Source organism: Paracnuella aquatica, assembly GCF_003332885.2.
GTDB classification, from domain to species: domain Bacteria; phylum Bacteroidota; class Bacteroidia; order Chitinophagales; family Chitinophagaceae; genus Flavisolibacter; species Flavisolibacter aquaticus.
On sequence record NZ_QOWJ01000001.1, the window covers coordinates 595791 to 614232 of the forward strand.

Sequence of the window (18442 nt, forward strand, 5' to 3'; positions counted from 1 at the left end):
CGGCGCAATACTGCAAAAGGTAAAAATAGCGGGCTGCTGGTTTCGTCCATTTATTAAGTGCCACGCAATTGTTGCCTTATCGATTGTCGCAACAAAGCAACGGAACACTAAGCTGTGCTTGCTTGCATTTTTTAAATAATAGCATTAGTATTGATCGTAATATTTCACCCGGCATCCAAAACCAATGCACTATGGTTACCGACGAATTGGATCACCAACTTTCCATTATCAATGCACTCAAACTTGAAGCACAACTGCAGGCAGTGCAGCGCTACGAAAGTAGGCTGCAGGAAATAGAAGAAATCAGGCGACAGATAGAGCTGGTGCACCAGGGCAAGCTCTCGCTGGTGCAGATAGATACCAGTAAGGCTCGTGTGGACCAGCGGATTGAGCGGGAACATGCACCCCGCCATATTGCCGAAGAACGCATCAACGGTACCAACAATTTCCAGGATGCTTTTATCATTGATAAACTGGCGCATCTCAAAAACGCTGTGTGCCGGCTAACGTTAAACGGCCGCGGCCTGGGCACCGGCTTTATGGTTGCCGAGGGAATCATCATAACCAACCACCACGTGATTCCTGATGAAGCCACTGCGCAACGAATGGAAGTTGAATTTGGGTATGAATTCGATTCGAATAAAATTTTAAAAAAGGCCGACAAGTTTTCCCTGCACCCGCAATTGTTTTTTTGTACGTCGTCCATTGCGCCGGTTGCTGGCGATGCCACTTCCGGTCTTGACTTTACACTGGTCGCGGTCGATCCTTCGGCTAACCTTTCCCGTTATACTGTTGCCCCGCTTGATGGAACGCTGGGTAAAATTGTAATGGGCGAATTATGCATCACCATTCAGCACCCGGCAGGTGAACCTAAGAAAGTGGTACTGAAAAATATTTCGCTGCTCAAGCTTACGGAAACACATCTTATTTATGAGTCCGATACTTTGCCCGGTTCGTTGGGCTCCATGGTTGTCGGGCTGGGAACCGGCGAAATAATAGCGCTCCACCATGCAGGCGTACCCAAGCGCAATGCAGAAGGGAGGCCTGTAACAAAATCAGGCGCCGTTGCCTACCCGGGCACGCCGGACGAGCAAATTGCGTGGGAAGGAAACGAAGGGGTTCGGGTAAGTTGCATCATCAATGCTATTGAGCAAATGGCTTTGCCAAAAGCGATGGAGCCTTTTCGGCAAAAAGTGTTGCGCCGCACCAACGACCGCCGGCAGATCAGGCAGGAGGCGGGGAAAATGGTAACAGAAAGTGTAAACGCCGCGGGCAATCATAAAACCGAAAAACAGAATGTCAACATGGAAAGAACAGCCATAAACAAAAGCGACGGGCTGCAGGCAAATGAGCTTACCTCTTTTATTATACTGGTAAAAAACAAGCCGGAAAGCATTCAACAGGTCAATGCATTTTTAACCGCACGATATGGCCGGCCGATCAAAATCCAGTTGCTGACGCCGGCTACCGCAATCGATGGCGCCGATGAATTGTTCGAGTTTGTTGCTTCGCCAAAAATTTCGCTGTCGGATGAAGCCGCGGAACTTACCCGGTTCACTTACATACAAGCGGCGGAAGCCGATGTGCCGCTGGCGCTGAATACCTACATTGAAAAACGGGAAGGCGGCGCAGGTACGGAGTCGGTATATGAATCCGGTGTAAAGGATAAAGTTTGGGAAGATGAATTTGCCTCCTGGAACGAAGAAGCATTTCAAAAAGAGTGGGCGGAAGCCGAGTTTGTAAAAGGCCGCAAAGCCCACGAGTTTAGGCGGTGGAACCATGATGCTGCCCGCTTTGACAAACTCACCGATGAAGACTTTTCTTTTTTAAAAGAAAACCCGGTATTCATTGCGCAGCTTGACACGGGTTTTACGAACCATTTTAAAGTGGTGGGCGGTTTTGATCAGGACCTTGATGTTGATTTGATTGACAACGACGCCGATGCACCAGATGAATTGCAAGGCGGCGTGCTCAAGTTTCCTGGCCACGGTACCCGAACCGGCAGCATATTAATCGGTAAACAACCGCTTTTTGATTTAAGCGACAGCGCAACACAACACGATGGCAATTACGGACTGATATCCAAAGCAGGTTCACGCATCATTCCCTTTCGCATTGCAGAAACGGTGTTGCTTCTGAACCGGCAAAAAGAACTGGCCAAAGCTGTGGACCGCGCCATTGCATCAGGCGTGCAGGTAATGACCATGAGTATGGGCACCGCCTCAACCATCACTACGGCGCGGCTTGCAAAAAAAACATACGATGCCGGCGTGATCTGGTGTTGCGCTGCAGGGAATGAGGTAAAATTTGTGGTGGCGCCGGCTGTATTTCCCGGTACCATTGCAGTGGCGGCACACAACCCGGATAATGGCCCCTGGCCAAAATCAAGTGTGGGCGATGCAGTGGATATTACGGCACCGGGACAAGATGTGTATGTGCCCATTTTTGCCAAAGGACCCAACGGTACCCGGCTGGACGATTTTGCATATGGCAGCGGAACATCGTACGCCACGCCGCATGTGGCCGCAGCTGCAGCTCTGTGGCTGGCAAAATATAAAACAGAATTGCTGGACGTGAAAGGCTGGCAACGTGTGGAGGCATTCAGGACTGCAATTACCCAAACAGCAAGACAGCACGATAAACTGCCCAAACGCGGCTATGGCGCGGGTATACTGAATGTGGATGCGTTGCTGAACAGCAAAAAAGGCAGGCCGACACCGGAAATGATTGCAGGACTGAAATACGCTTACGATGGATGGAACGAGCACCATTTTATTGCATCGCTGCAAGGATGGACGGAGTTGTTTAAATCGTATTGGAACTTGGCACATGGCGGCTTGCGCCGGCTGTTTGGTATGGAAGCGATGGAATCGGCTGCAGCCACTGCTACGCTGAGTGATTTTTCCAAAACGCAGGAGACACTCCTTTTTGGTGGGGGCTCGTTGCTTGAAAGCGATGCTGCACTTTCACCTGACGAGGCGATTAGCCGCTTGCAGGTACTGAACAATCTTATTCTTCAAAATGCAAAAGCATAATCCACATGGCACATTTTGATTTTCATTTTCACCTCCTTTTCAAACATGCCATATCCGGAGACACGGATGCGAATGAACACACCGATGTCAATCAAAACATCGATGTAAAAGGATTTGCTGATTTGCTGGACTCTGCTTTTGGTGGCCCGTTTGAAAGCCAGGCGTCGCCGCAAATGGTGTTGCAAAGCCCGCTAAAATTTGGATTGATCGCCATCTTATCTGTGGAGCATGCGTTTGTAAAAAGAATGATGCGCATACCGGGTTTTCGATTGGAAAAGGCACTGCCCTTGGACCCGAAAATGGTACAGCAAATAAAGAACAGCGAAGTAAGCTACCACGAGCTTTTTCAAAAGCAGGTAACGTTTACACGCGATACAATCCAAACACACGGCAAAGATTGGGACATGCTGCTGCTCAACCGCTCCAAAGACCGCGAAGAGCCCGGTGTGTGGGAAGCCATCCGCAAAAGGGCGAATGCCAATATGCAGGACGCCATCAAACAACAACAAAATTATAAAGGCAGCCGCTGGTTTGCGCTTTCCATCGAAGGCGGTCACAACCTGAGCGAAGTGCCCATCCGAAACCAACAGGGTTTGATTCACCAGACGCCGGAAGAAACACTGAAAAAATTACAGGACCGGGAGGATGTTGATTTTATGGCGATCAACCTGAGCCACCTGAGCCGCATTCCGGAAATGCAATTGAGTGGTTTTGCACAAGGCCTTAATATGTCGGCGCAAAAAGCGTTCAAAAGCCCCGACTTTCACCCGGCTACCGAATGCGGGTTGACTTTCCTGGGTAAAAAGCTGGTACGACAGGCCCTTACCCACACGGCTAAGCCCATTTTAATTGATGTAAAACACATGAGCCTTTATTCAAGGCTTCAGTACTATCGATACCGCGCAAAACTTGCGGAAGAACACCAACAGGTTGCCAAACTGCCGGTCATTTCTTCGCACACCGGCTTTACGTTCACCACTTACTCCAATTTTATTGGCAACCAGCAATACCTGCCACAGGTGGACACCGATGGTGAAGGCCTGCCGGTAACCACCATCGCTGCACAGGAACGCAAGATTGGTAAAACCGATGACCACAACAACGAAGACTTGTTTGGCAACCCTTGGACCATCAACCTGTTTGACGAAGAAATTGAAGAAATTTTCAACACCAATGGAATGATCGGCATTTCGTTGGACCAACGGGTGCTGGGAACCCGCAAGATGTTTTTAGACGGCAAACGTAAATCGCATTATGAACCCGAACACCTGGCGCGGGAAGAGTACACCAAACTGTTTGAAAACGGGCAAGTGCCTGGTGCAGAAGCCGTGTTGCTGGAAGGCTTGCAAAGAGTGGTGCCGCTGCCCAGGGAACGCCACTCTATGCTGCTGGCGCTGCACCTGGTGCATGCGGTAAGGGTGGGCTTGAACGCAGGCATTGCAGGCCCCGCCGATGTGGACGACCCTTCGCCCTGGGATTACCTCTGCATTGGATCGGACTTCGATGGGTTGATCAATCCAATTAACTCAGTAAAAAATATAACGCAGATCGACCGGCTGAAAGGCGAGTTGATGCGTTACCTGCCACAGGCGGATAAAACGCTGCCATTTTACGAACATGAAAAAGCGCTGCGCTATGACCGGAACGGCACGGTGGACCGAAAGTATCTGGAATCCGTTATTGATAAGGTTTTAAGCATCAATGGCATCAGGTTGCTGATGCGGTTCAACAATAATTGGGGTATTTAAGTATATAAAAAATATCGACGCGGCCATGTGGAGATTGGTGCTGTTCAGATAAGAACAGGTAGCGCATGTGCAAGTAAAACCATTAATAAAAAGGCCCCTGATAATTTGATCAGGGGCTTTTTTGCATGAATATGGGGAATAGATTTTGAAAGCTGTAGCTGGTTTCAAAATTGTGAACGATTGCATCGAAATAGCCGTTTTGCCAATAAAACATTCTTTTAGTTGCATAACCGGATACAACCTGGTAGGAAGGAAACGCCCAGCCCGAGTAAAACTTTACAACGGATCACCGCTTCGTTCAACTTTTTTGCTCAAAACGTTGTTGTGTGGTGTACAACCGCTTCAAAGCCGCATGACAAATAACTGGTTTTATTAAATATAAAACCAGCCAACAATTAGCCGAAATTTAGGTACTGGTATACTACGCTTGTTACCGGAATTACTTCACATACTAAATCAAAAAAGATGACAACTGAACAAATCGTATTGGCATCCAGACCAAAAGGTTTGCCGGTCGGTACCGACTTTCGGATGACGCAAGTTGAACTTCCGGAAATAAAGGCCGGGGAGCTATTGCTGAAGGGCCTGTACTATTCAGTTGACCCGTATATGCGCGGCCGTATGAACGATGCAAAATCTTATGCTCCGCCTTTTGAAATTGACAAGCCAATTTATGGAGGCGTAGTGGCTAAAGTAATGGAGAGTAAATCCGATCAATATAAAGCCGGTGATCTGGTGGTGGGCAATTTTCCCTGGCAAAAAGACTTTATTGCAACGGAAAAGGAAGCCAGAAAAATAGATGCCACCCTGGCGCCTCCCAGTTACTACCTCGGCGTACTGGGCATGACGGGATTAACGGCTTATTTTGGGTTGATGCATATCGGCAAGCCTAAAGCCGGCGAAACTGTAGTTGTTTCCGGGGCCGCAGGGGCGGTTGGAATCGTGGTCGGACAAATTGCTAAAATTCAGGGATGCCGGGTGGTGGGTATTGCCGGATCGGATGAGAAAACAAAACTATTGACCACTGAGTTTGGATTTGATGCTGCGATCAATTACAAAACTGCCTCCGATATGAATAAAGCCATTGCGGCGGCCTGTCCAAACGGCGTTGATGTTTACTTTGATAATGTGGGCGGCGAAATTTCAGACGCGGTTATCAAGAATATAAACTTCCATGCAAGGATCCCATTGTGCGGACAGATTTCTTTATATAATGCTACGGAAGCACCCATGGGGCCCCGGATACAACCGATCTTACTTACCCGTAGCGTATTGATGCAAGGTTTTATTGTCGGCAATTTTCAGGAACAATTTCCTGAAGGCATGCAACACCTGGCGCAATGGATCAGGAAAGGTAAATTGAAAACTACCGAGACGATTGAGCATGGCTTCGAAAATCTTCCAAATGCCCTGCTTGGATTGTTCAAAGGCGAAAACACAGGCAAAATGATCGTTGAGGCCTGACCGCATTTTCCCTAAAACAGTTTTCAAAATATTGCAAACAGCTTTATTGTTCACTTTAAAATCAAGATCATGAAAGTATTATTTGTACTGACCTCACATAGCGAGTTAGGCAACACCGGCAAGAAGACCGGATTTTGGGTAGAGGAATTTGCTGCCCCTTATTATGTAATGGCAGATGCGGGTGCCGACATTACCATTGGATCGCCCAAGGGCGGCCAGCCTCCCATCGATCCTAAAAGCGAAGCACCGGATGCGCAAACAGCAGCTACGAAACGGTACTATGCAGATGCGGCATTGAAAGAAAAAATGGCCAACACAAAAAAACTTGCAGATGTGAACGCGGCCGACTTTGATGCTGTATTTTATCCTGGTGGGCATGGGCCTATGTGGGACCTTTATGAGGACAAAAATTCGATTGCATTGATACAAAACTTTTGGTCGGCTGGCAAACCTGTGGCAGCAGTGTGCCATGCGCCATCTGCCTTGTTGAATGTGAAAGACGAAAATGATGAGCCGTTGGTGAAAGGAAAAAAGGTAACCGGATTTACCAACACAGAAGAAGAAGGCGTGCAATTGACCGACGTGGTGCCCTACCTGCTGGAAGATGAATTGAAGGCAAGGGGCGGCCACTATTCCAAAGGCAGCGATTGGGGTCCTTATGTAGTAGAAGACAGTATGCTCATCACCGGGCAAAATCCGGCCAGCAGCGAAGAGGCAGCGGAAAGATTATTGGCTTTACTTAAGAAAAATACAGCGCCAGGTAATTAGTTACGCATGATTCAGCAAAATGCACCAGCGATAGAATAAATCGTTGCTGGTGCACTTTGTTTTTAGCGTGAATATGTAAAGGGCGGTGCAAACGGTTATTAATTCACCAGCGCAGCCTGCTTTCGTTGCCTGTAAATTTTTACCTGTAACAAAATTGTCATCAGCAAAAAACAAAAGCAGCTGATCCAAATCAGCGCCATTAACTGCGTATGAATATCTGCCACGGTTCCGCGGTAAATAGCAATGCGCCGGAAGGCCTGCAGGAAATGCGTCAACGGTAACAAATTGGAAAACTGCTGTATGAGCCGGGGCATGGCTTCTATCGGCCATGTGTAACCGCTAAGTAAGAAGGAAGGCGTGGCCAGCACCATCAGCAATTCGGTGGCTTTTAACTGGCTGGGTATGGCCAGCGAAAACAACATGCCAATAAACATGCAGGCCAGTGTAAATATGCTTACCAGCAAAACCATTGGCCAGGTAAATACCGGGATAGCGATGCCAAATAATGGATAAAAGCTGCCCACAATCAGCCACATTACAATACTAAGTAAAACAAAGGGTAAAGCTTTTAGCACAATATGGTACAGCGACCATTGGCTGGCAGCTGCCAGCTTGTTGAAATATCCATCCTCAAAATCACGGGCAAATACAAGCGCCAATCCTAAAAACAACACCTGCTGCATGATCGTGCCTAGAATTCCCGGCATCATCAGCTCCATATAATTGGATGCGGGATTGTACATCCTGTTGTAATTTACTCTGAACGGCTCGTATCGCTGCGCAGCAGTAGCCGGGTCGGCACCGGCTTTTTTCAGGCCTTCAATTTCAACGCCTGCACTGATGGTGCCCAATACGGTTTGTATGGCCCGTGTGGCAAAATTGGCCGGCACCAGGTTGGCCAGGTTAATATCCACCTGCACTTCCGGATACCGCTTTTGCAGCACGGCCGCTTCAAAGCCATCGGGAATGGTAAGAATGGCTACGTATTCTTTGGAGGGCATTTCTTCGGCAATATTATCCGGTGCATATTGCACCTTCGTTACCAGCAATGCCTCGTTGTCGCCAAGGGCATCGATGATTTTGCCTGATAGTGGCGAGTTGTCTTCATCAATCACCACAACAGGCATATCGGTAAGCTTGCCTTTTTTATACACGTTGGCAAACATGACGCCGTAAAGGATCGGTGCGCCAAAGAAAATGGCTACCAGCACACTGTTTGAAAAGATGCGTCGGAACTCCACGCCCAGTAAACGAATAAATTGTTTCATTCCGGAATTGTTTATAATCAAAGCCAGCTTATGTAATTGGCTATGTCGTTTATTGTTTTTGATCGAGTAACACGGTAGCGTTTGTATATAATCCGGATGCATCTTCTATATTCAGGGGTACTACCTTCAATTCAAAAATGCTTTCTCCCAGTTTATAGTTAGGTGATGTGCTGGTGTTTTCTGCATACTTCGGCAGTTGTCGTACACTCGCTACTTTGGCTGCAATAGTTTTATCCGTAAAAGGCACTTTAACCGTAACTTGCTGGTTCAACCCGAACGCATTAATCTTTGATTCACTCACCGTAAAACGGAAGTATGTGGTGCCGGTTTGAAACCCGTTGAAAATGGTGTAGCCCGGCGTAGCCAGCTCCCCTTGTTTCAAAGCGATGCTTTCAATTACCATATCGGCGGGAGCAGTGATATAACGTTCTTTCTCTGCCTGCAACAATTCGTTTTTAGCGCCAGAAGCCCGTTGTACCTGTCCGCGGGCTGCCTGGATATTTTCGGGTCGTGCACCTTTTTGCACTTCCCTCTTTTTTGCTTGCAGTGCCCGAACCTGGGCCTGCGCTGCCCTGTACTTGCTGCGCACCTCATCAAACTGTTGTGCGGAAATTAGCGAGTCGGCGTACATGTTGCTCATGCGCTGGTAGGACTCTTTGGCAAATTGCAGCTGTGCATCGGCTGCGTCAATTTGCCCTTGCACCTGCGCCACCTGGTCGGCGGTGGCACCATTCAGCGCAAGGTTCAACTGGCCCTGTGCGCTTTCGATGGCACCGTCGGCCTGCTCCAGTTTGGCGCCAATCTCCGGCACGTCCAGCACAGCCAGTGTATCGCCTTTCTGTACGGATTGTCCTTCGCTGACATTGATCTGCAAAATGCGGCCGGCAACTTTGGGCACCACCGATACTGTTTCCTGTTTTACTTTTCCCTGGTTTTCGATGCTGCCGTTGGTGGCAGTTTTTTGATCACTACATGACATGAGCAACAAAAGCGGAAAGGCAGCCATGAGTCGAGAACTGTATTTCATGATCAATCAAGTTTTAAAAATTTTCCAACAAGGTTCCATTTACATGGAGCAACTGCAAGCTGGCCCGGCGCTGTTCGTAATAAGCCTGCTGCAGATCAAATCGGGCTTTTTCAAGGTCGTTCAGCGCATTCAGCAATTCAGTTATGGTCGTAAGCCCGTTTTTGTATTGCTTAGAAACAAATTCGAGCGACTCATCCGACAGCGCCACCTGTGCCTTCAACATGGTAATACGCTGGTTGGCCGTACGTAATTCATGCCCGGCTTTTGCTTTTCCCAATTGAATAAGGTCTTCTGCGCTTTGTTTTTGCACTTCAAAAGCATGGCGATCAAGTGCTACTTTACGTGCATTATTGCGTGCCGTAAAGCCATCGAACAGGCTCCATTGCAAACGTAAACCTGCGTACCACCTGGGGTCAAGAAGTGACAGGTCTTGTTTGCGAAATTCGTATTGGGCAAAAGCGGCCACCTTGGGAATGTATTCACTTCGTTCCGCCTTTTCCTTATAGTGGGTAGCCGCAATGGCTTCGTTGAGCGACTTGATTTCGGAGCGTTCCGCTACGGCCGTATCGTTGGCGAGCAGCATGGGCTGCAACCTTGGCTGCAGACCATTTAGTGTAGTAAATTCAATGCCGGTAAGCTGGTGCAAACGTTCCACCAGTGTAAGGCGGTTACCATCGTTTTCTATAATACGTAGTTGCAGTTTTTGTTGGGCCAGTTCAATTTTCTTCCGTTCTATCGGGGTGGCCAAACCGTTTTTGATAGCGCCTTCGACAAACCTACGTTGCTGATCAAGCAACGCATCGGAGCTTTTGATTACGCTGTCCGATGCATAAAGCAAGGCCAGCTTGTCGTAGAGGTCTGCGATATCCAGCAGCAATCCTGCCTGCTTTTTTTCATTGCCGTAAGCCAGCGCTTTTTGCTGGTGCTGGTACGCCCTGATACCGTTCTCTATTTTGAAGCCACTGAACAATACCCACTGCATGTTGCCCGTAATTTTAAAAATATCCTTCTGCTGAATAGCTGGTACGGGTTGCAGCTTTACCGAAGGCGGTAACTGGCTGTTGAAAGGAAGGCCCGCTCCTTCTTTTATCAACAGGCGCTGTGTACCCAACAGGAGCGACTGCATATCCTGCGGAAAAAGAATATCATCATTCAAGCGGGTGTAGGTTGCATTTGCCGATAACCGGGGCAGATAGTTATAGCGGGTCGTTTGTTCTTCAATTTTTGCCTGCTGCACCCGGATGTTGTTCAATTGAATGGTGTCACTTTTGCCGTAGGCCATGTGTACGAGATGGCGAAGTGCCTCATCAAACTGTTGGGCCTGCGACAAAGTGCTGAGCAACACCAATAACCCGGTTAGAATTTTTTTGCGCTTCATGTTTATTCTTTAATGATTAAGAATGTAAACAGGTACAAAATTGATATTCTAGCTGGCCGTTATTTCGTCTGTTCTTCGGGTAGGTTGGTCAAAATGAGAACAAAAAGGAATCGAGGGTAAGGATCAATAGGAATGATGGGTGAGAACAGCCAGGGTATTCGTGGCCTAACAACTGAACCCGCAAAGCGTTCACTACACGTTCGTATTTTTGGGTATGTCGCTGCCAAAGCTTACCGATATCACGATTGCGCACCTCAAAGAAGTTTACCAATTTGAATGGAGCACCCATGATTTTTTGGTATCCGACGAACAACATTACCTCCGTATGCACGATGTGCCCATGCACGTGGATGGTTACCTGATTGGCATCTGCACGCAGGGAAACATAAAGATGGAGATTAACTTAACGGTGTATGAAGGTGGCGCCCATTCCATGATCATTACCACGCCGCACCCGGTACTGAAAGTGCTGGAAACCAGTGCGGATTTTCGCTGCCGTTTTATTGTTTTCTCCCCTCGTTTCCTCACGGCTAATTATATCAACCCGCATGTGTTGGACAGGTTCCAGTTTGCTAGGGTGGCTGCCGTACCAGTAGTACACCTCCAACCCGCCGAAGCGATGCAGTTGCAGACACTGTTTATCTATATCTGGCAACGCTTTCAGGAAACGACGCACCCCTTTCGCAAAGAAATTACAGGCAACCTGCTGATGGCGTTGCTGCACGATTTTGAAGGGGCGTACCAATTGCATTTTCAACAGGTGCAAAAAAAGCAAAGCCGCAAAGAGGAGCTCAACACCAAATTTCACGAGCTCCTGTTCCGTCATTTCAGGCAGGAACACGGTGTGCGGTTTTATGCCGGCAAACTATACGTAACCCCTAAATATTTATCTGAAACGGTAAAAGGAACAACTGGCCGAACGGCCAGCGAATGGATAGATGCGGCCCTTGCTGTGGAAGCACAGGCCCTGTTGCAAAATCCGGACTTATCGGTGCAACAGGTGGCCAATGAACTCAGCTTTCCGGACCAGTCATCGTTTGGCAAGTTTTTCAAAAAGCAGGTGGGTATTTCCCCTTCTGACTACCGGAGGGGCGTGCCGGTGTAGACAAGCGCAGCGAGAATCCCGAATTAAATTGCAAAACCAGCACTTAACTTCTGTAATCTTTTTGCCATTTCCGAATGAGGCAGGCTTTCTTTCCTGCACAAGACATGTTTTTAAAGCAAATTTCCAATAACCAATAAACGGCCATCTCGAACCCATGAAGTGAACGCATTCGTAAGGTGTATTGGGATGCCAAACTTAAGTTTGGCCGAAGTGAAATCAGGGTCAATCAGTTTTATCTCGGTTTGTCACGGTGCGGCGGCAAGCGGGGCATTAGATGCATTGATCGATAACGGAAACTTGAAACAAAAGGATGGCCTCGCTTTTTATTATACCATTTCATTTGTACAACAAGCTTTGCACCGAAGGCTGTATAACAAAACAGGCCCCGATCGAATCGGGGCCTGTTTTGTTTTGGCGGAGAGAGAGGGATTCGAACCCCCGGACCTTTAACAGTCAACGGTTTTCAAGACCGCCGCAATCGACCGCTCTGCCATCTCTCCGGCGCGAAAATAGGAGAACCGCGCCTGATGACAAAAATTTTTCACTGCAGTTTTTAAACTTTGTTGTGCCGCACTGCTTAATGTCGTAAATTCCAAATCACAATACCTAAATTTTATTCAGTATGAGAAGCGTTGCCCAAATATTACGGCGTAAAGGCAGTACTACAACAGCAGTTGGCCCACAAACTTCGGTGCTGGAGGCGCTCCGCATTATGGCAGAACAAAACATCGGGTCGGTAATGGTAATTGAGCACAACCAGTTATTGGGCATTATGACGGAACGCGACTATTCGCGTAAAGTGATTTTGAATGGAAAGTCGTCAACCGATACGCTGGTGGAAGAAATTATGTCGACCAGTTTTCCAGCGGTTTCGCCCCGCGATTCGATTGAGCATTGCATGCAACTGATGTCGGATTTGAATATCCGCTACCTGCCGGTATATGATGGCGGCGAATTGTGCGGCATTGTTTCGATGAACGATGTGGTAAGAGAAACGATTTCGGCGCAGGCTGAAACCATTTCGTCATTGAAAGATTATATGCACTCTGGAAGATAATAGCAACTGTTTTAATAAAAGAAAAGGACCTGCACATGATCTGCAGGTCCTTTTCTTTTATGGCGTAAAGTGATTGTAGTTGATGCTAAAAATGAATGCCCTATTTCGAGGATACCGTGTCATGCCGAACTCCTTTCGGCATCTCCTTCCGGACAAGTGATCTTGACAAAAGGTTAACGCTTATTCGTTTCGTCCCCTAAAAACTTAGGAGATGCCAAAACAAATGCGGCATGACAACCCTTAAAATCGAGAAGCCTTTCAATTTAAAAAATCGCGATGCCGCTATTCCACCTCTTTCTCTTTAACCACAACCAAGTCATCCAAATCAACAGTGATGGGAATGATGCCCAACTGAACGATAGCCTTTTTCCCGCGCAGTTCTTTCACCTCTCCTACTTTGTGCGCTTTCTTCATCCACACTTTAGCGCCGGGGATAATTTCACCGCCAACTTCCTGGTATTTCGAGTTGATCTTCTTTTTTACTTTTTCAGCGCTTTGCTGTTGTTTTTGTTTAAACAATAAAGCCTGCAATTGCTTCATCAGCTCCCGCTTGTCTTCCGATGTTTCCGCTTTGCGCCAGTCGAGCACCACTTGCCGCAACTTTCGCTCCATGTCTTTCAGGTAAACGATGCGGTCTTCGGTAATGCGGTTTTGCTGCTTCAACAATTCAACCTGCTGGCGGTGTTTTTCCTTATTCATCAACACTTCCATTTCCTTTTTCAAACGGTCGTTTTCTTTCAGCAGCCCGTTCAGTTCTTTTTGTTTTTGTTCCACCTGCCGCAAATCCTGTTCGGTGCGATTGAGTAGCTTATCCAATTTAAAATGGTCTTCATCAACCAGCTGCCGTGCCCGGTCGATGAGGCGTTTTTCCAGGCCAATGCGCTGTGCAATGGCGAAGGTATACGAACTACCCGGTTTGCCCACCGTAAGTTTATACAATGGCATCAGGCTTTGTTCGTCAAACTGCATGGCACCGTTCAAAATACCCGGCGTTTTGTTGGCCATCACTTTCAGGTTGAGGTAGTGCGTGGTAACAATGCCCATGGCGTGTTTACGTGCCAGTTCTTCGAGGATCACTTCGGCAAATGCGCCGCCTAAGTTTGGGTCGGAACCACTGCCCAATTCATCGATAAAGAACAGCGTTTTGCCGTTGGCCGATTGCATGAATTCTTTCATGCTCAGGAGATGGCTGCTGTAGGTACTCAACTCAAACTCCAAACTTTGCGTGTCGCCAATATGGATCATCAATTGTTTGAAAATGCCAAACTCAGAGCTTGGATGCACCGGCACCAGCAGCCCGCTCTGCACCATGATCTGGAGCAGGCCCACCGTTTTCATCGTTACCGTTTTACCACCAGCGTTCGGTCCGCTGATCACAAGGATGCGATTCGCTGCATCGAGTGTCAAATCGGTTGGGATCGTCGTTTTGCCGCTGCGCAAATTGTATAAAAACAACAGCGGATGGTATGCCCGCACCAGGTGGATATGTGCCTTATCGGTCAGCACAGGGTACTCGGCTTTTATTTCAATACCGAATGATGCTTTTGCACGTATAAAATCATACTCACCCACAATGTTGTGGTAGGTGGTGAGCAAGGGTGCATATATGGCCATTCGGCTCGTTAGTTCGCGCAGAATGCGGTACACTTCCTTGCGTTCGGCGCTTTCCAATTCGTATATATCGTTATTGAGTTCGATGGTTTCTTCGGGTTCAATAAATGACGTGCGACGGCTGTCGCTTTCGCCATGAATGATGCCTTTAACGGTGCGTTTTTGCTCGGCATAAACCGCCACCACCCTGCGGCCGTTCATAAAGCTTTCTTCAATTTCCGACAGGTAACCAAGCTTATTCAGCTTGCCCACAATGCGGTCGAACATGCGGCGCAGATCGTTGCGTTTGCGGTACAGCCCCATACGAATGTCCTGCAACTCTGCCGATGCACTGTCTTTTACCACGCCGGTTTCGTCCACCACTTCATCAATCAGTTGCAACACCGCCTTTTCGTAATATGTGCCTTCGATCACCAACGTCAGCGCATCGTACGATTCGCGGCGCTCTTTATCAAACCAACGGAAAATGGCTTCGAGGCTCAGCGCCAATTTGCGCAGCCCCACCAACTGTTCGCCGCTAAGTACAGCACCCGGAATGCCCAAAAGCTTTAAATCTTTTGAGAGGTTAAGTATATAATCGTTGGGAAAATAAATGCCATTTTGCAGCAGTTGCCTGAACTGGTGCGTTTGTTTTAATTCGCGTTCAATAAAATCCTTCCGGGTATGGATGCGCAGCTCCTTCGATTTGTTGCGGGCATACTCCGAGCGGCATTTGGCATGCAGCAACTCTTTTACTTTATCAAATTCAAGTTGTACAGCGGCCGATTCTGGAAATAACTTCATTTAGTGTTTCTCGTGCTATTGCTTTTTACATCAGGTGCGGCATAAAGTGTTTTTACTGCTACATGTCCACTCCTGTCTGCCCACCTCTTTGTTCCTTTAAATAAGGTCTGCAAAGATAAACCCGGCGGCCGTTTCATAGTAAATGCGGCTGTTATTTATCCTATAAGAGCGGCATCAAGGTTTTAACTGTTAAAAGCATTGTCCTAAAAAAGTGTAAAAGGTAGCCACAACCAACTGTTAAAGTGTTTTTTGCTTAATTTCCGGCACCATATAGAATTGGATATTTGTATTTCAAATCATCTCATGATGAAAATGACCTTTGCCACGCTTTTGGCGATCAGTTTTTTTTCCTGCACGTCGGAGAACAAATACAATGCGATGAGTTCATCCCTGATACACATGACTGAACAAACTGACACGGCGACTTTTGGCACCGGTTGTTTTTGGTGTACCGAGGCAATATTCGAGCAACTCAACGGGGTGTTGAAAGTAACCTCGGGTTACTCGGGCGGGCATGTTGAAAATCCAAGCTACAAGGAAGTATGCACCGGCGAAACCGGGCATGCCGAATGTGTACAAATCCAATACGAGCCCGACAAAATTTCTTACGACGAATTACTGGAGGTGTTTTGGCAGGTGCACGACCCCACTACCCTCAATCGCCAGGGTGCCGATGTAGGCACGCAATACCGCAGCGCCATTTTTTACCACAACGATACGCAGAAGCAAAAAGCAGAACATTATAAAACCGAACTGCAGAAGAGCGGTGCTTTTCCAAAACCTATTGTCACGGAAATTGCAGCAGCGGCAAAGTTTTACCCGGCCGAAGATTACCACCAGGAATATTATTACAACAATAAAAACACCAACCCCTACTGCGCCGTAGTGATCCGGCCCAAGTTGGAAAAGTTTCAAAAGGTGTTTGCAAGTAAATTAAAAACGCATTGATTAAAGGAGGCTCCGGCCTCCTTTTTTATTGCTGTAAAAAAATCGTTGCCGCTAGCCTTGCTGTGTACACGAAAACCCCACCACCATTTTGTCTAAACAAACATCCCGTAAATTGCTGTGCAAACTACACTGATGAAAACGTTGACCCTTTGCCTGTTGCTGGTGGCAGCCACCACATTTGCCCAACAAAAACCGGAAGTAACAGTGCTGACCTCGGGCACCAAAACCAGCCTGCGCGGCATCAGCGTGGTAAACGACCGGGTGGTTTGGGTCAGCGGCTCCAACGGCACCGTTGCCCGCAGCACCGATGGTGGTAAAACCTGGAAATGGTTGGTGGTAAAGGGTTTTGAGCAACGCGACTTTCGCGACATTGAAGCGTTTGACGCTACCACGGCCATTATTATGGCTATTGATGCACCTGCATATATTTTAAAAACAGTGGATGGCGGGCAAACATGGAAATCGGTTTATGAAAATAAAACGCCGGGTATGTTTCTCGACGCGATGGAGTTTTGGAACGACCAAGCAGGCATCGTGATTGGCGACCCCATCAACGGTAAAGTGTTTGTGGCCCGCACATTTGACAACGGCAACACCTGGAAAGAACTGCCCGAAGCCAATAAACCAACCGTTGCACAAGGTGAAGCATTTTTTGCATCGAGCGGCACCAATGTGCGGGTGTTGGATAAAGACGAAGCGGTGATGGTTTCCGGCGGAACGAAATCGCAAGTGTTTATCCGCGATCAGAAAATCACGCTGCCGCTGGTACAAGGCGGCGAAACAACCGGCGCCAACTCGGTGGCAGTGCAAGATAAAAACAGCCGTAAAGGCGGCAATACTATGATTGTGGTGGGCGGCGATTTTACCAAACCTTCGTCCGATTCGCTGAACTGCTTCATCAGCACCGACCGCGGCGCCAGCTGGAAAGCGCCGCGCAAAGGCCCGCGGGGTTACCGCAGTGCCGTGGAGTATCTTTCTAAGAAACATTTGGTTACCTGCGGACCAACCGGTGTTGATTATTCAACCGATGGCGGCCAAACCTGGAAGGGCATTTCCGATGAAGGTTTTCATGCAGTGCGGATTGCCAAGAACGGCAGCGCCGTGTTTTTGTGTGGCGGTAACGGCAAAATTGCTAAGCTGGACTACACCAAAGAACAAAAACCTGCGCAACCCAAATTTTAAGCATTGGGCTGCCGCAGGCTTTTGGGCAAAATATTTATAGCTAAATGTTCCCCTATTTTATCTCGTCTAAGAGTTCCCGCACTGAAGGCCGTTTTTTGTAATCTTCTTCAAAAAAGCGGTAAGTGATCGAGCCGTCTTTGTTGATAATGTAGACAGCAGGCACCGGCAATTGGGCTTTGCCTTTTTGCCCGTTGGTCTGCAGCAGGTCGATGCCCGCATTTTTATACCGGGTGGTGGTGCGTTCGTCCACATCGTAAGCCACTTTATAAGCCTTGGCAATCTTCATTTCCTCGTCGGAAAGAATGGAATACATGGCTTTTGTTTTCTCGATCGACTGTGCCACACCGGCCGATTGCTCCGGGGTAATGGCTACCAAAGTGGCTCCTTTGTCGACGATCATTTGCAGCGAGTCCTGCATTTTAGCGAGGTGGCGGTTGCAGTATGGGCACCAGTTGCCGCGGTAAAACATCACCACCACCGGTCCTTTTTTCCGCAATTCGCGGAGGCTTATCTCCATGCCGCTTTGGTCCTTGCCCTTAAACTCCGGTGCTTTTGAATTGATGAACAAACCTTCCGGTTTACCTTGCGCAGATAAAGTAAAACAAGCAGCCACTACGGCAATAAAGGTCATCAGTTTTTTCATCGTGCTGTTATTGCTTTATAAAAATAGCCTTGGCTGCGCAATAACAGCGTGTAGTCCCGCGGAATTAACAGAATGAAAAGTGCGATGCCGAGCTATTTACGGAACATAACCCACACCGCCGCCAGCAGCAACAGGAAAGCATACACGTATTTCATGTGGAAAGGCTCCTTCAGCACATACATGGCAAAGGCTGCAAACACCACGAGGGTAATCAGCTCCTGCACAATTTTCAGTTGAAAAGCATTGAACCCGCCCGAATATCCCAACCTGTTGGCAGGCACCATCAGGCAGTATTCAAAAAAAGCAATACCCCAGCTGATTAAAATGGCTTTCCATAACGGCCAGCCGTCCTGTTTGAGGTGGTAGTACCAGGCGTAGGTCATGAATATGTTGGAGATCACCAATAAAATAATGGTGCGCATGCT

Annotated in this window: 15 protein-coding genes and 1 tRNA gene; 9 read left to right on the forward strand and 7 right to left on the reverse strand. The window is 47.9% G+C overall.

Annotated elements, in window-relative coordinates:
* Positions 1–191: 191 nt before the first annotated feature.
* The 4 genes from DRJ53_RS02625 (at position 192) to DRJ53_RS02645 (ending at position 7015) form a co-directional block, all read left to right on the forward strand.
* Positions 192–3035: a S8 family serine peptidase gene (locus DRJ53_RS02625; RefSeq protein ID WP_114234007.1), complete on the forward strand. Its 2844-nt coding sequence runs from the start codon at positions 192–194 to the stop codon at positions 3033–3035.
* Between the two features lie 5 nt (positions 3036–3040).
* Positions 3041–4783, forward strand: coding sequence for an amidohydrolase family protein (locus DRJ53_RS02630; RefSeq protein WP_114234008.1), 1743 nt, complete (start codon positions 3041–3043; stop codon positions 4781–4783).
* Positions 4784–5248: 465 nt separating this feature from the next.
* Positions 5249–6247, forward strand: coding sequence for an NADP-dependent oxidoreductase (locus tag DRJ53_RS02640; protein WP_114234010.1), 999 nt, complete (start codon positions 5249–5251; stop codon positions 6245–6247).
* A 69-nt stretch (positions 6248–6316) separates the two neighbouring features.
* The gene (locus tag DRJ53_RS02645) at positions 6317–7015 is read left to right on the forward strand and encodes a type 1 glutamine amidotransferase domain-containing protein (protein ID WP_114234011.1); all 699 of its coding nucleotides are present in this window, start codon (positions 6317–6319) and stop codon (positions 7013–7015) included.
* 98 nt (positions 7016–7113) lie between these two features.
* On the opposite strand, the gene DRJ53_RS02650 is transcribed toward DRJ53_RS02645, so the two are convergent.
* The 3 genes from DRJ53_RS02650 to DRJ53_RS02660 are packed head-to-tail and all read right to left on the reverse strand — an operon-like array spanning position 7114 to position 10688.
* Positions 7114–8283, reverse strand: a complete 1170-nt coding sequence (locus DRJ53_RS02650) for an ABC transporter permease (RefSeq protein WP_114234012.1) — start codon at positions 8281–8283, stop codon at positions 7114–7116.
* Between the two features lie 49 nt (positions 8284–8332).
* Positions 8333–9310 carry an HlyD family secretion protein gene (locus DRJ53_RS02655; protein ID WP_114234013.1) on the reverse strand — a complete coding sequence of 326 codons (978 nt, stop codon included), beginning with the start codon at positions 9308–9310 and terminating at the stop codon, positions 8333–8335.
* 13 nt (positions 9311–9323) lie between these two features.
* Positions 9324–10688 (reverse strand): TolC family protein, encoded by a 1365-nt coding sequence (locus DRJ53_RS02660; RefSeq protein WP_114234014.1) that lies wholly within the window; start codon positions 10686–10688, stop codon positions 9324–9326.
* 214 nt (positions 10689–10902) lie between these two features.
* Between DRJ53_RS02660 and DRJ53_RS02665 the strand changes: the two genes are divergently transcribed.
* Complete coding sequence (locus DRJ53_RS02665; protein ID WP_114234015.1) at positions 10903–11793, forward strand: AraC family transcriptional regulator; 891 nt, start codon at positions 10903–10905, stop codon at positions 11791–11793.
* A gap of 201 nt (positions 11794–11994) precedes the next feature.
* The gene (locus tag DRJ53_RS02670; RefSeq protein ID WP_123893314.1) at positions 11995–12243 is read left to right on the forward strand and encodes a hypothetical protein; all 249 of its coding nucleotides are present in this window, start codon (positions 11995–11997) and stop codon (positions 12241–12243) included.
* On the opposite strand, the gene DRJ53_RS02675 is transcribed toward DRJ53_RS02670, so the two are convergent.
* Positions 12206–12293, reverse strand: a tRNA-Ser gene (locus tag DRJ53_RS02675). The two genes, DRJ53_RS02670 and DRJ53_RS02675, sit on opposite strands and share 38 nt — an antisense overlap.
* 122 nt (positions 12294–12415) lie before the next feature.
* On the opposite strand from DRJ53_RS02675, the gene DRJ53_RS02680 reads away from it, so the two are divergent.
* Positions 12416–12850, forward strand: a complete 435-nt coding sequence (locus tag DRJ53_RS02680) for a CBS domain-containing protein (protein ID WP_114234017.1) — start codon at positions 12416–12418, stop codon at positions 12848–12850.
* Positions 12851–13132: 282 nt separating this feature from the next.
* Here DRJ53_RS02680 and DRJ53_RS02685 read toward each other — a convergent pair whose 3' ends face one another.
* Positions 13133–15244 carry an endonuclease MutS2 gene (locus tag DRJ53_RS02685; RefSeq protein WP_114234018.1) on the reverse strand — a complete coding sequence of 704 codons (2112 nt, stop codon included), beginning with the start codon at positions 15242–15244 and terminating at the stop codon, positions 13133–13135.
* A gap of 378 nt (positions 15245–15622) precedes the next feature.
* Here DRJ53_RS02685 and msrA point away from each other — a divergent pair, with 378 nt between their 5' ends.
* A complete protein-coding gene (gene msrA, locus DRJ53_RS02690) occupies positions 15623–16192 on the forward strand; it encodes a peptide-methionine (S)-S-oxide reductase MsrA (protein WP_241558434.1) in 570 nt (189 codons plus the stop codon).
* Between the two features lie 132 nt (positions 16193–16324).
* Positions 16325–17374, forward strand: a complete 1050-nt coding sequence (locus DRJ53_RS02695; RefSeq protein ID WP_114234019.1) for a WD40/YVTN/BNR-like repeat-containing protein — start codon at positions 16325–16327, stop codon at positions 17372–17374.
* Between the two features lie 52 nt (positions 17375–17426).
* Here DRJ53_RS02695 and DRJ53_RS02700 read toward each other — a convergent pair whose 3' ends face one another.
* Both DRJ53_RS02700 and DRJ53_RS02705 read right to left on the reverse strand, forming a co-directional pair.
* Entirely contained in the window at positions 17427–18017 is a 591-nt protein-coding gene (locus DRJ53_RS02700; RefSeq protein WP_114234020.1) for a peroxiredoxin-like family protein, read from the reverse strand.
* A 92-nt stretch (positions 18018–18109) separates the two neighbouring features.
* Positions 18110–18439: a DMT family protein gene (locus DRJ53_RS02705; RefSeq protein ID WP_114234021.1), complete on the reverse strand. Its 330-nt coding sequence runs from the start codon at positions 18437–18439 to the stop codon at positions 18110–18112.
* Positions 18440–18442 lie beyond the last annotated feature (3 nt).

Bases quoted from the DNA above. Each gene is read 5' to 3' on its own strand.
- DRJ53_RS02625 (WP_114234007.1), top strand. From the start codon at position 192: ATGGTTACCGACGAATTGGATCACCAACTTTCCATTATCAATGCACTC.
- DRJ53_RS02630 (WP_114234008.1), top strand. From the start codon at position 3,041: ATGGCACATTTTGATTTTCATTTTCACCTCCTTTTCAAACATGCCATA.
- DRJ53_RS02640 (WP_114234010.1), top strand. From the start codon at position 5,249: ATGACAACTGAACAAATCGTATTGGCATCCAGACCAAAAGGTTTGCCG.
- DRJ53_RS02645 (WP_114234011.1), top strand. From the start codon at position 6,317: ATGAAAGTATTATTTGTACTGACCTCACATAGCGAGTTAGGCAACACC.
- DRJ53_RS02650 (WP_114234012.1), bottom strand. From the start codon at position 8,283: ATGAAACAATTTATTCGTTTACTGGGCGTGGAGTTCCGACGCATCTTT.
- DRJ53_RS02655 (WP_114234013.1), bottom strand. From the start codon at position 9,310: ATGAAATACAGTTCTCGACTCATGGCTGCCTTTCCGCTTTTGTTGCTC.
- DRJ53_RS02660 (WP_114234014.1), bottom strand. From the start codon at position 10,688: ATGAAGCGCAAAAAAATTCTAACCGGGTTATTGGTGTTGCTCAGCACT.
- DRJ53_RS02665 (WP_114234015.1), top strand. From the start codon at position 10,903: ATGTCGCTGCCAAAGCTTACCGATATCACGATTGCGCACCTCAAAGAA.
- DRJ53_RS02680 (WP_114234017.1), top strand. From the start codon at position 12,416: ATGAGAAGCGTTGCCCAAATATTACGGCGTAAAGGCAGTACTACAACA.
- DRJ53_RS02685 (WP_114234018.1), bottom strand. From the start codon at position 15,244: ATGAAGTTATTTCCAGAATCGGCCGCTGTACAACTTGAATTTGATAAA.
- msrA (WP_241558434.1), top strand. From the start codon at position 15,623: ATGAGTTCATCCCTGATACACATGACTGAACAAACTGACACGGCGACT.
- DRJ53_RS02695 (WP_114234019.1), top strand. From the start codon at position 16,325: ATGAAAACGTTGACCCTTTGCCTGTTGCTGGTGGCAGCCACCACATTT.
- DRJ53_RS02700 (WP_114234020.1), bottom strand. From the start codon at position 18,017: ATGAAAAAACTGATGACCTTTATTGCCGTAGTGGCTGCTTGTTTTACT.
- DRJ53_RS02705 (WP_114234021.1), bottom strand. From the start codon at position 18,439: ATGCGCACCATTATTTTATTGGTGATCTCCAACATATTCATGACCTAC.